This is a genomic window from Limnohabitans sp. (assembly GCF_046052765.1).
In the GTDB taxonomy this organism is placed as follows: domain Bacteria; phylum Pseudomonadota; class Gammaproteobacteria; order Burkholderiales; family Burkholderiaceae_C; genus Limnohabitans.
Map to the genome: position 1 here is coordinate 76,355 of NZ_JAVLFQ010000065.1, position 12,723 is coordinate 89,077.

The following is a 12,723-nucleotide window of genomic DNA, read 5'->3' on the forward strand; positions in this document are numbered from 1 at the left end:
GAAATAAAGATTGCTTTATGTAACGAAACAGGGCATAGTAGGCACTCGATTATCAGGTTAAGTCGTTGTAGTTCGTTTTTAGTTCTGCCCTCATAGGTATTTCTCCCTTCGTCTCACCGCCTGTCTTGACCTTCGACCCCGAGGGGGGCTTCCCTTTTTTTTAAGAAATGCAATACATGGCAACAGGTACAGTGAAATGGTTTAACGAGTCCAAAGGTTTTGGCTTTATTACACCCGAAGACGGCGGCAAAGATTTGTTCGCTCATTTTTCCGCGATCCAGAACCAAGGCTTCAAAACCCTGGCAGAAGGTCAACGCGTCAGCTTTGAAGTGACCACCGGTCCCAAGGGCCTGCAAGCGTCCAACATCAAATCCGCCGATTAAGCACACAGCTTAAAGGCCGCTGATGTCCAAAGAAGAAATGCTGGAAATGTCCGGCATGGTTCACGAGGTTCTTCCCGACTCTCGTTACCGTGTCACTTTGGACAACGGCCACGAACTCGTGGCCTACACCGCAGGCAAGATGCGCATGCACCACATCCGCATCTTGGCCGGTGACAAAGTCACCTTGGAACTCTCTCCCTATGACATGACCAAAGGTCGAATCACCTTTAGACATATCGAAGGCAAGGGACCAAGCGGACCACGTCGCAGGCGGTTTTGACCACCAGCCCGTCCGACACCGGATTGGGCTATTTGGTCAAGCAAGAGTGCATCGCCATTGAAGGTGGTGCTGACTTGCAGATACGCTCCTTACTCAATCAACTTCAATTCCATGACCCGCTAGGCATCGCCCTGGCTTTAGGTGTTTCTTCGGCCACTTGGCCCTTGTTTGGTTTGGTCTGGCCTTCTGCTCGTAAAATGGCAGATGTGATGCAGACTTGGCCGATTGCCAATTTGCGTATTCTGGAAATCGGATGCGGTCTGGGACTGGCCAGCCTGGTGATTCATCGGCGTTTGGGTAACGTCACGGCTTCTGACTACCATCCCTACACAGAGCGCTTTTTACAAGCCAATGTGCTGCTCAATGAGATGCACACGCTGCCCTACATCAGCGGCCATTGGGAACGTACCAATCCGCTGTTGGGAGAATTTGATTTAATCATTGGCAGCGATGTACTCTACGAGCGAGACCACCCCCAGCAGCTTGCAGGTTTTATCCAACGACATGCTGCTCTCCATGCGCAAGTGCTGATCATTGACCCGAACCGAGGTAACCGTGCTGCGTTCCATAAAGCCATGAAAAACAACGGTTTTGTGCTGACTCAAACCGATTTAATCACGCCTTTGCAGGATGAGAAATCTTATAGAGGCCGTTTTCTAAGTTATCAGCGCGACTGAAATCTTTGCCCGCATAGGTTACATTGCGGCGCATGAACGCGATTGATTTCATGCAACTTGCTTTGGCACAAGCCGATTTGGCGCTAGCCGCTGGTGAAGTACCAGTAGGTGCTGTATTGGTGAGAAACGGACAGGTGATTGCGCAGGCTCACAACGCCCCCATTGCAACACATGATCCCAGCGCACACGCTGAAGTGCTTGTTTTGCGCGAAGCTGCTGCCAAATTGGGGAATTACCGTTTGGATGATTGCACTTTGTATGTCACCTTAGAGCCTTGCGTCATGTGTGCCGGCGCCATCTTGAATGCCCGATTGGCAAAGGTGGTCTGGGGCGCAGCTGAACCTAAAACAGGGGCTGGCGGATCGGTGATTAATGTGTTTGATCAACCCCTTTTGAATCACCAGACCCTCAATGAAGGCCAATTTATGGCCGATCAATGTTCGCTTCCATTGCAGACATTTTTCAAAGAGCAACGACGCATACAAAAAACACAGGCTGCAGCAACACACTTACGCGAGGATGCTTTGCGTACAACTGACCGTGCTTTTGACAAATTACCAGGATACCCTTGGCAGCCGAATTACATCAGTGACTTGCCAGCTTTGAACGGGTTACGCATGCACTACTTGGACGAAGGTCCGGCAGATGCCGAAGTAATCTGGCTGTGTTTGCATGGCAACCCGGCTTGGAGTTACTTGTATCGTCACATGATTCCCGTTTTTGTGGCTGCAGGTCATCGTGTGGTCGCGCCAGACATGCCAGGTTTTGGCAAGAGCGACAAACCCAAAAAAGACAGCGCACATTCTTTCGAATGGCATAGACAGGTATTGTTGGAATTCGTTGAGGCACTTGACTTGCGCGGAATTCAACTCGTGGTGCAAGACTGGGGTGGGATTCTCGGATTGACCTTGCCAATGGCGCAGGATGGGCGCTATGAGTCCCTGTTGGTGATGAACACCACCTTGGCCACTGGCGAGCAAGCCTTGAGCCAAGGATTTCTCGCTTGGAAGCAGATGTGCGCAGATAAACCCATGTTTGATGTGGGTAAATTGTTTGCACGAGGCAACCCGGAAATGTCAGCAGATGAGTGTGCTGCCTACAACGCCCCCTTTCCTGATGCAGGTCACCGTGCGGCGTTAAGAGCATTTCCGCCGATGGTGCCGTCATCCTTTGACAGTCCTGGAGCAGATATTTCGCGTCAAGCAGCCGCATTCTGGCAAGAACAATGGCGAGGACGTAGCCTGATGTTCATCGGGCAGCAAGACCCCGTGTTGGGTGAAACAGTGATGCTTAAATTACAGCAATCAATCTCAGGGTGTCCAGAGCCTGTGCTGTTAGCGCATGCAGGTCATTTTGTGCAAGAACACGGTGAGGCTATTGCTGTTCACGCCTTGCAATCGTTCTTCAATAGTTCATTGGTAAGGTAAAAGTCGTGATTACGAATTCGTCAAACACTTTCCGTGTCGCTGTGGTTACGGGTGGTGCCATGGGTATAGGCGCCGCATCTGCACAGCGTCTGGCCGATTTGGGGCACCAGGTATTCATTGCCGACCGCGACTATCCGTCAGCACAAGACACCGCAGACAAGCTTTGCTTGCTCGGTCATCGCGTCAACGCAGTGATGATGGATGTATCCAGCCCTGAGTCAATAGCTGACGCGTTTGAGCACATAGCGCAAAAGGCTGGACGATGTGATATTTTGGTGAATTCTGCTGGCGTGGCCACAGTGGCACCTTTTGTTGATTTCCCCTTGGATGAATTTCAGCGCACCATAAATATCAACGTGACAGGGACGATGTTGTGCAGCCAATATGCGGCCCGTTTGATGAAGAATCACAACTGGGGACGCATCATCAACATCGCATCTGTTGCGGGTATGCGCGCGGTAGGCAGCGGTCGAACTGCTTATGGAACCTCCAAAGGAGCCGTCATTGCATTGACAAGGCAAATGGCGGTAGAGCTGGCAGAGTTTGGTATCACTGCCAATGCTGTCTGTCCTGGGCCTGTAGATACGCCACTCACGCAAAAACTGCACAGTGCAGAATTTCGTCAAGCGTATGCCAAAGCCATTCCCATGGAACGTTACGGTAGTGTGAATGAAATTGCTTCTGTGGTTGAGTTTTTAGCATCGACCCAGGCGTCTTACATCACAGGTATTGCCATGCCTGTTGATGGCGGATTTCTTGCAAGCGGCGCAAGAGGACTGTGAGTATGAATTTCTATGCTTACCAGTAGGCGGACTACCCCCATGGATCAATCTGTCACTGCCGTATACCAACTCACTACAGCAGCTGATCCGCAGCGCACGGCGGCCATGATTGCAGGCGAACAGTCCAGCGGTACTTTTATTGCCATACCAGGTGAAGATGAAGCGCTGAAAGCCCGATCTGCAGCGACTTGGAACATTGAACCCATTTCTACTTCAACTGCATCGACATACACTCATTACCGCTTGACGCTGAGTTGGCCATTGGCAAATCTGGGGGCGTCATTACCCAATTTGCTGGCCACGATAGCTGGTAATTTGTATGAATTGCGGCCCGTTCATTCGTTACGTTTGTTGGATTTTGAATTGCCTACAGCTTTTGCCCATGCCTACCCTGGGCCAGCGTTTGGCATATCCGGTACCCGCGTATTGACCGGCGTAGTGGATGCACCACTGATAGGCACCATCATCAAACCATCGGTAGGTTTGAGCGCTGCCGATACAGCAGCCATGGTGGACCAGTTGTGCGCCGCAGGTATTGATTTCATCAAAGACGATGAGCTGCAAGCCGATGGTTCGAGCTGTCCTTTTGATGAAAGAGTGAAGCTTTGTATGGCAGTCATTCGTCGCCATGCCGATCGCACGGGTCGCAAGGTCATGTATGCCTTTAACCTCACGGGTGAGCTTGATGAAATGCGCCGTCGCCATGACTTGGTGGTTGCTGAAGGTGGAACTGCGGTGATGCTGAGCTTGAATTCTGTCGGCATGACAGGGTTTAATGCATTTCGCCGACATGCGCAATTACCGATTCATGCGCACCGCAACGGCTGGGGTTATGTGCAAGCGGGATGGTCATACATAGCTTGGCAAAAACTGTGGCGTCTTGCCGGCGCAGATCATATGCATGTGAACGGTATTGCCAATAAGTTTCAGGAGGACAACGAGAGCGTGATAGCTTCTGCCCGCGCTTGTCACCAACCCTTGTTCATTGAAAAACCTTGCACGGTCATGCCTGTTTTTTCTTCGGGGCAAACTGTGATGCAAGCGCACCCTACATGGGAGCAACTTCAATCACCTGATTTGCTTTTTTTGGCAGGCGGAGGGTTGTTTGCCCATCCCGGCGGTATCTCAGCAGGTGTGATTGCCTTGCGTCAGGCATGGGGCGCAGCCATGGCGGGAGTGCCGTTACACACCGCAGCACTTACGCATCGCGAATTACGCGAAGCGATAGCTACATTTGGTTCAGCCATTTAACCTTATGCCTCATTCACGCTCTGAATATCAAGCCCGCTTGCTGTTTTATGGTGACGATTTCACTGGTGCATCTGACAACGCAGCCCAATATGCCAGACACGGGCTGAGTACGCGATTGTTTTTTTCACTGCCAGAGCCCACTGTATTGGCGCAAGCTGCCCGTGAATGCGATGTTGTCGGCGTGGCCGGTACCGCGCGTTCGCTGGATGCCCCCCGCATGAAAGCTGAATTGTTGCCAGTGCTGACTGCCTTTGCTGCGTTAAAAGTGCCACTGGTGCAGTACAAATGTTGTTCTACGTTTGACAGCGCACCACACACTGGCAGTTTGGGGCATGCCATCGCGTTGATGCGCCAAGTGTGGCCAGGCTGCTTTGTTCCCGTCCATGCCGCCGCACCCGAGTTCGGCAGGTACACGGTATTTGGTCATCATTTCGCGCGTGCAGGCCAACAGGTATATCGCTTAGACCGTCACCCGGTGATGTCTGTACATCCCGTGACGCCAATGCAAGATGCGGAGTTAAGTGTTGTATTGAATGAGCAAGGTTTCACACCTGCGCATCATGTCGATCTGCGGCAATTAGATCAATACGCACTCAAGCATATTGACTTAGCCAAAGAACTCAGTCGTTATGACAGCGCAGTGTTTGATGGTTACACCCAACAACATACCGTCAGCACGGCTTCCCTGTTGTGCCAACTCAGCCAACACAAGCAAGTATGTGCCATGGCCGCGCAGGGACTGGCGCATGGTTTGGGTCAATATTGGCGTGAATCGGGAAGTATTTCGGGCAAGCCCCCCTTGCAACAGTTAGGTGCAACCGACAGGTTATTGGTGTTGTCAGGAAGTTGCTCTGAGTTGTCAGCGAAACAAATTGCATTGGCCCGACAAGCTGGTTTTTTATGTTTACGCTTGACGCCTCAACTTTTATTTGATGAAGGTCACAGCGGGTTTGAGCAAGTGTTACTTCAAACACTGGTAGCTTTGAGAAATGGCCAAAGCGTCGTTGTATTTACAGCAGAAGGACCGCAGGATCAGCATGCACAAATGCTGCGCGAATGGACAGCGAATTGGGCCAGCGGACAATTGGCACAACGCATAGGACATCTGTTTGCAAGCATTGCATCACAAGCATTTCGTGGCACTGCGTTGACACGTTTAGTGGTCGCCGGTGGGGACTCTTCAAGTTTCACCATGCGCGATTTGGGTGCACAAGCATTGCAGTGCAAGGCCAGCCATTTTGAGCAAAACGCGCATTTTGCCAGTCTGGTATCTGACGATGTACAAATCCACGGCAAAGAAGTGTTGTTGAAAGGCGGGCAGGTTGGTGCTGAAGATATCTATTTACTGGCTCTGAGTGGGTTTGGTCAATAAAGGCCGAGCAAGTTACATTCACTCAACGTAATTTCAAACATTGACGGGTTCATGCCATGCATATTTATATTTACTCCCCCTCAGGCGCTGTGCGCGATAAAGCCGCATTGCGGCGTGCAGTCAAGCATTTGACACAACTGGGGCACGAGGTAGAGCTGGATCCTGATGTGTTGACCCGTTCACAACGCTTTGCCGGTGATGATGACATTCGCTTGATGTCGATTAGCAGGGCTGCTGCCAGCGGTGCAGATGTCGTCATGCCTTCGCGTGGCGGCTATGGCATCACACGGTTGATGAAAAAATTGCCCTATAAAGCGATTGCCCATTCCATCAAACAGGGCAGTCGTTGGGTCGGCCACAGCGACTTCACTGCATTGCAAATGGGGCTTTTGGCCAAAACAGGTGCTCACAGTTGGTCTGGACCGCACGCTTGCACTGATTTCGGCGCATTGTCGGTAGATGAAATCATGCAAGATTGTTTTGACGACATGGCTCAGTCCCGAGGGGAGGGCGCCGGTTGGCGAATCCCTTCTTCTGATTTGATTCCATTGCCCAAGCGCAACGTATTGGCTGAAGACGCTGTCTTGTGGGGAGGTAATCTAAGTGTTTTATGCAGCTTGATAGGTACTCCCTATATGCCAGCCATCGACAAAGGAGTGTTGTTTCTAGAAGATGTGGCCGAACATCCTTACCGCATTGAGCGCATGCTGACACAGTTACTGCACGCAGGTGTATTGGTCAAACAGCAAGCGATTGTGTTGGGCCAATTCACGGAGTTCAAACTCACCGCGCATGACAAGGGTTTCAAAATGGATTCGGTGGTGAGTTGGTTGCGTACCCAAGTCAAAGTTCCTGTGCTGACTGGCTTGCCGTTTGGTCATGTGCCAACCAAGCTGTGTCTGCCCTTAGGACAAAAAATCAGCTTGCTCAGGGAAGGGCGAGAAGCGTTTTTACTGTGGGTTCATCAGGGGCATCATTCGCACTGAGTTCGTTTTGAGAGATGTACTCAACACAGGCCGTTTCGGTTTGATGTGAAGTTTTCGTTTCCGTTTGATGTGAACTGTTCACGCCATGCCGGGACGGTCGCCGCTCTTCACGGCAAAGCCGTGACGTTCGCGTCGGCCCGCCCGCCATGTCGTCGTCTGTTCTCAGTTTTCTTTGACGGCATTTCCTTAGGAAAGGCTTAATTCCTGCCGCATCTACAATGCTTTGAGCACGCAATCAACTCCTAAAGTCCACATGATCAGTTACACCAAACATTACATCAACGGCGCCTGGCAAGAGGCCTCATCTAAAGCTAACTTTGAGGTTCACGATGCCAGCACCGAAGAAATCATGGCCACAGTGCCGCAAGGAACAATTGAAGAAACAGCGCAAGCGGTCTTGGCGGCCCGTCAAGCTTTTCCTTCGTGGTCTGGATTGAGCGTAGAAGAGCGCTGTCAGTTCATAGACAAAATCGTTGCAGGGTTGAAAGCGCGTACTGACGAAATGGCCACAGCCATTGCTCGCGAAGTCGGTATGCCGATCAAAATGGCGAAGATGATTCAAGTCGGTGGACCGGTGTTCAATTGGAGCAATGCTGCCAAAGTTGCCAGAGCCTATCCCTACGAAGAAAAAGTGGGTAACTCCTTGGTGGTACGTGAACCCATAGGTGTTGTTGGCTGCATCACACCATGGAATTTCCCGCTGAACCAAATCACGCTCAAAATTGCACCCGCCTTGGCCGCAGGTTGTACGGTGGTGCTCAAACCCAGTGAAATCGCACCCGTCAATGCCATGATTCTGGCGGACATCATTCATGAAGCTGGTTTACCTGCTGGCGTATTCAACCTCGTGAACGGTGCGGGTCCAGTGGTGGGTGAAGTACTCGCCAGCCATCCTGAAATAGACATGGTCAGTTTCACAGGTTCTACACGTGCTGGTAAGCGTGTGGCTGCTTTAGCCGCAGAAACGGTTAAGCGTGTCACGCTTGAATTGGGCGGTAAATCTGCCAGCGTCGTTCTGCCAGATGCCCATTTGGAAGCTGCTGTCAAAGGCACGTTAGCCGCTTGTTTTCTCAACAGCGGCCAAACCTGTTCTGCACACACGCGTATGTTGGTTCATGAATCGCATTACGACGAAGTCAAGCTTCTTTTGCAAGCAGGAATTGCCAAATACCCGCTGGGTGTGAGCCTGGATGAAAACAGCCGCTTAGGTCCATTGATTACTGCGACACAGCGCGAACGCGTGTTAGGTTTTATCCAAACTGGCTTGAACGAGGGCGCAGAATTGATAGCTGGCGGTTTGGCCAAACCCGCTTTTGACAAAGGCTATTTTGTGTTGCCGACGGCTTTAAAGGTCAAGCCGAATGACACCTTGGCGAGAGAAGAAATTTTTGGTCCAGTCTTGGTTATCTTGACCTACAAGGATGAGGACGAAGCGGCCCATATTGCCAACGACACGATATACGGCTTGGGTGGTGGCGTATGGAGTGCCAGCGAAGAACATGCCATGGCTTTTGCGCGACGCATGCGTACAGGCCAAGTGGACATCAATGGTGCGCCTTTTAACGGAAATGCTCCTTTTGGTGGCTATAAACAGTCCGGCAATGGTCGAGAAAATGGAAAATACGGGTTTGAGGAGTTTCTGGAACACAAGGCGATTCAACTCAAACCTGCTGAAAAAGCTTGATTTTGATTCCTTATTCATTTAATACGATGCATATTATGTTAAGTAAAAAACACATCTCTTTGTCATGTACCAAAGCACTGACTGGCATGGCATTCTTCTTCTTTTCAAACATGGCAATGGCGCAGCCAGGCCCTGGCCCGAATGAATCTGCGATGCAAGAAACCCGTGATATAGCGGCAGCCATGTTGAAAGAATTAAGCCAGACATTGCAAGCCGCCATTGCCAACGGCGGACCTGAAAACGCCATGGGTGTGTGTAAAACACAAGCGCCTGAAATAGCCATGAAATTGTCTTTAAAGCATCAAGTAAAGGTGGCGCGTGTGGGCACACGTGCTCGCAACCCAGACATGGGCGTTCCCAATGAATGGCAAACCCAAGCGCTTAAACAATTTGAATCTAGGCTGGCCAAGGGCGACAAACCCTATGACATTGAATTCATACAACTGACCAAATCAGGATCTTATGACTTGGAATTGCGCTTTGCCAAACCCATTGTTCTTCAGCCTATGTGTACCGCATGCCATGGCAGTCCTGATCAAATCAGCCCTGAAGTGAAAGCCAAATTGGCTGAGCTTTACCCTAACGATAAAGCCGTGAATTACAAACCTGGTGAACTGCGTGGCGCTGTGGTTGTCACGCGATTATTGGCACATTGATAGACGCTTATCGATCAGTAGCCACTGCCATGAAGGCTTGAATGTATTGAATGGATTCTTTATGGGGCGACTGTTGTGCGAATTCAAGAGCCGATATCCCGAGATTATTTTTTAGCAGTGGGTCGGCACCCTCCTCTAGTAATAATTTGACCGCCATCGGCGTTCCGTAAAACGCAGCCATCATCAATGGCGTGGTGCCGTTAGGAGATTCTGCGTCAAGGTATGCTGAATTCTCTATGAGCAAACGCATCATTTCGATATGACCTTTGGTTGATGCGTAATGGAGCGGTGTCCAGCCAGTTTTATTAACCTCGGCACCTTCTTGAATAAGCATTCGGGCAATGTCGATGTGGTTGTCGATGGCCGCAAGCATCAAGGTGTTTTCAGACGCTTGGTTGGTGACATTGAGATTGATATGTGGGGCTTTGGCAAGTACGGCGATGACTTTGAATGCTTTTTTTTGAGCCGCCAATATCAGTGCAGGAATACCTTTTTCATTTACCGTATTGGGATCAAAACCGCGGTTGATTAAGGAAAAGATATCTTCGGGTTTATCCTTTTCTATCGCATTGAAAAAGTCTTGATAACTACCTGCGTGCGCAGTACCCATGCAAGCGCAAAATACATAAAAAAAGAAATAAATTTTGAAAAATTTAATGATCGTTTTCACTGTTCACACATTTTCTTAAATCCGCCGGAAGCCCAAGAATCCAATTTCTCATCTCTTGCGGGCCTTCTAGCAAATGATACGTCATCATCTTTTGCCAGATCAGAGGATTTTGGTGACAGATATTGCGAGCCAATCCCAGCGATCTCTTTTCATCTTTTGAAAACACATACTGTTGCAAAAGGAAGTGATAAGGAATGGCAGGTGTAAAAAAATTTGTTAATTGGAGAATTTGGACCTGATATTGCTTGTAATTGTCTGGCGTTAGCGTGATTGTTTGAAGCTCTCTGTAATCGTCGTAAGTTTTGAACCACCAGCTTGGCATGGTTTCTGTGGTTTGTGACACTGAGGCATGGAGGCTGAAGTCTTCCAATTTTTTATATGCTTTTGCATGATCAAAATATATCCATACCAAAATTGAAAGTTGTAATAAAAATAATGAGATGACTAAGGGTGTATTTAATTTGAGTCGCATCAATGGCTTGTCGGATATCAACGCAACAGAAGTACTAAATAGAAACAGGCTGGGCCCGTACCACAACGGGAATTCAGTCATGCTGTGTAAACCAAACACCATGGACACACAAAGACCCACTACAACTGCAGGATCGTTTGTTTGCCATATGTATTTTTGCCGAATCCAATAAATAAAAAAAAGAATCAACGCCAAGCTGCCTAAGATGCCAAGCTCTAATTGAATCTGCAACACCACATTGTGGGCATGGTCGAGAATACCGTTTTTCAAATCCATTCCGCTGAATTGTTCAAGTTGCATTTGCCGCCAACCGATGCCCCAAATCGGCTGATCTTTGATCATTTCGATGACACCGTTATAAATGTCATACCTGGTTTGTTGGCTCTCATTCAAGCGAGAAAATGTGCCGCTGGGAACAGACCAATCTAAATATTTGTTGCCTAGATAAGTCAAAAGGTGAATACTTGATTGCCATAAAGGTATGAGCAACCAAATGATGCTGATATTGAATTGTTTTCTAAATAAAAATAAAACCGTACTCAAGGCGAGTATTTCAAGTAACACTATTCTTGAGGCTGTGAGATTGATTCCCAGCATCAACAATACCATCAGGCATAGATGCAAAACAGAAGGTCTTGTTGATTTCTGTTCTATTTGTCGCGTCAAGAAAATCAAACCAACCAATCCGCAAACAAACCAAGAACCCGCTATGTTTGATTGAGATATGAAACCACCGGGTCGTTGTGAATTGCCTGGTTCGATCAGAGGGGCAAATAATTCGCTATAGCTGGATGCTTGTATCAATACAACGATGGCGTTTACCAAGGCCACCACCAATATAGACAACAACAGGGAATACACTAACTCCTGTTTATAACCCGCTTTGATCCATACATTGACCAAACTGCCAATCGCTACCATGGCAAATAAATAGCCAAGGCTCAAGAGCGTAAAACTCACATAGGTGCTTATCAATCCGCAGACATGTTGAGCAATCACTATGCAAGCCCAGGCTATGGCTAATAGGCCTAAGCTGTTGATTTCAAGTGACTGCGTTCTGGTTTGCTTGTCTGCAAAAGTCAGCAAACCCCATAAACCCATGAATGCAAATGCCATCATGTCAGGGTAGTAACGTGGATAAATGCTGTCTGAAGGAAACGTTAACAGTGGCAGACTCAGCATTAATATAAATGCGAGTTGACTGAATGCAATTTTGAGCTCAGGAAGATGTATTTTTTGCATAGGAGTGATTAAATTTAATCACTCTATAGTATTATTTTTATCGATTAAATTGATTTTTTATTGAACAATTCATCGAAGTTTTTGGAAGTAATGTCGGCAATCTGTTCGCTTGTCATGCCACGCAATTCGGCAATTTGCTTGGCAACCCAAGGAACGTATGAAGGATTATTGGTTTTGCCGCGGTGCGGTGTCGGCGCCAAGTAGGGGCTGTCTGTCTCAATCAACATACGGTCCAAGGGAACCCAACTGGCGATGTCTCTTAAATCAGCGGCATTTTTAAAAGTCAAAATGCCCGAAAAGGAGATATAAAAACCCAAATCCAAAGCCGCTCGAGCAACTTCTGCCGTTTCAGTAAAACAATGAAACACACCGCCTGCGCTGTCTGCATCCCCGATTTCGCCCTCTTCTTTTAATATGCCCAGCGTGTCTGCACTCGCACTGCGGGTATGAATAACCAGTGGTAAGTGAAGTTGACGCGCAGCACGTATATGCAATCTGAATCGTTGCCTTTGCCACGCCATGTCTGCCACAGAGCGGTCGCCTAAACGGTAATAGTCCAGTCCGGTTTCACCGATGCCAATCACTTTGTCGCGTTGTCCGAGGCGCAATAAATCTTCGAGCGTGGGTTCTTGTACCGTATCTTCGTCAGGATGAACGCCAGCCGTACACCAGAAATTGTCATGGGCCATGGCGATACGATGGACATCTTCAAAGGTTTCAAGTTGTGTGCTGATCAATAAAGCGCGACTGACCTGCGCGGCATGCATTTCAGCTCGAATTTCATCGAGTCGAGAAAGCAGTTCGGGGAAATTCAAATGACAATGAGAATCTGTGTACATAA

General features: G+C 48.8%; 13 protein-coding genes. 10 read left to right on the top strand and 3 right to left on the bottom strand.

What is annotated here, in order from left to right; genetic code table 11:
• Positions 1–176 precede the first annotated feature (176 nt).
• The 10 genes from cspE (at position 177) to AC9UG7_RS09505 (ending at position 9,498) form a co-directional block, all read left to right on the top strand.
• A complete protein-coding gene (cspE, locus tag AC9UG7_RS09460) occupies positions 177–383 on the top strand; it encodes a transcription antiterminator/RNA stability regulator CspE (protein WP_509577987.1) in 207 nt (68 codons plus the stop codon).
• 22 nt (positions 384–405) lie between these two features.
• A complete protein-coding gene (gene infA, locus AC9UG7_RS09465) occupies positions 406–663 on the top strand; it encodes a translation initiation factor IF-1 (RefSeq protein WP_509586972.1) in 258 nt (85 codons plus the stop codon).
• The gene (locus AC9UG7_RS09470; RefSeq protein ID WP_509586974.1) at positions 660–1,340 is read left to right on the top strand and encodes a class I SAM-dependent methyltransferase; all 681 of its coding nucleotides are present in this window, start codon (positions 660–662) and stop codon (positions 1,338–1,340) included. Before infA ends, AC9UG7_RS09470 begins: the two co-directional genes overlap by 4 nt.
• 32 nt (positions 1,341–1,372) lie before the next feature.
• On the top strand, positions 1,373–2,767 hold the full coding sequence (gene tadA / locus AC9UG7_RS09475; protein WP_509586976.1) for a tRNA adenosine(34) deaminase TadA: 1,395 nt from the start codon (positions 1,373–1,375) through the stop codon (positions 2,765–2,767).
• An 8-nt stretch (positions 2,768–2,775) separates the two neighbouring features.
• Positions 2,776–3,549, top strand: a complete 774-nt coding sequence (locus AC9UG7_RS09480; RefSeq protein WP_509587099.1) for an SDR family NAD(P)-dependent oxidoreductase — start codon at positions 2,776–2,778, stop codon at positions 3,547–3,549.
• A 39-nt stretch (positions 3,550–3,588) separates the two neighbouring features.
• A complete protein-coding gene (locus tag AC9UG7_RS09485) occupies positions 3,589–4,800 on the top strand; it encodes a ribulose-bisphosphate carboxylase large subunit family protein (RefSeq protein WP_509586978.1) in 1,212 nt (403 codons plus the stop codon).
• Positions 4,801–4,804: 4 nt separating this feature from the next.
• Complete coding sequence (locus AC9UG7_RS09490; RefSeq protein ID WP_509586980.1) at positions 4,805–6,172, top strand: four-carbon acid sugar kinase family protein; 1,368 nt, start codon at positions 4,805–4,807, stop codon at positions 6,170–6,172.
• Between the two features lie 56 nt (positions 6,173–6,228).
• On the top strand, positions 6,229–7,158 hold the full coding sequence (locus AC9UG7_RS09495) for an LD-carboxypeptidase (protein WP_509586983.1): 930 nt from the start codon (positions 6,229–6,231) through the stop codon (positions 7,156–7,158).
• Between the two features lie 253 nt (positions 7,159–7,411).
• Entirely contained in the window at positions 7,412–8,842 is a 1,431-nt protein-coding gene (locus AC9UG7_RS09500) for an aldehyde dehydrogenase family protein (RefSeq protein ID WP_509586985.1), read from the top strand.
• 26 nt (positions 8,843–8,868) lie between these two features.
• Positions 8,869–9,498 carry a Tll0287-like domain-containing protein gene (locus AC9UG7_RS09505; RefSeq protein WP_509586987.1) on the top strand — a complete coding sequence of 210 codons (630 nt, stop codon included), beginning with the start codon at positions 8,869–8,871 and terminating at the stop codon, positions 9,496–9,498.
• A 7-nt stretch (positions 9,499–9,505) separates the two neighbouring features.
• Here the strand turns inward: AC9UG7_RS09505 and AC9UG7_RS09510 are convergent, their stop codons facing one another.
• From AC9UG7_RS09510 to AC9UG7_RS09520, 3 genes are all read right to left on the bottom strand, one after another.
• The gene (locus AC9UG7_RS09510; RefSeq protein WP_509586989.1) at positions 9,506–10,108 is read right to left on the bottom strand and encodes an ankyrin repeat domain-containing protein; all 603 of its coding nucleotides are present in this window, start codon (positions 10,106–10,108) and stop codon (positions 9,506–9,508) included.
• Positions 10,109–10,151: 43 nt separating this feature from the next.
• The gene (locus tag AC9UG7_RS09515; protein WP_509586991.1) at positions 10,152–11,639 is read right to left on the bottom strand and encodes a PglL family O-oligosaccharyltransferase; all 1,488 of its coding nucleotides are present in this window, start codon (positions 11,637–11,639) and stop codon (positions 10,152–10,154) included.
• A gap of 287 nt (positions 11,640–11,926) precedes the next feature.
• Positions 11,927–12,721 carry a TatD family hydrolase gene (locus AC9UG7_RS09520; protein WP_509586994.1) on the bottom strand — a complete coding sequence of 265 codons (795 nt, stop codon included), beginning with the start codon at positions 12,719–12,721 and terminating at the stop codon, positions 11,927–11,929.
• Positions 12,722–12,723 lie beyond the last annotated feature (2 nt).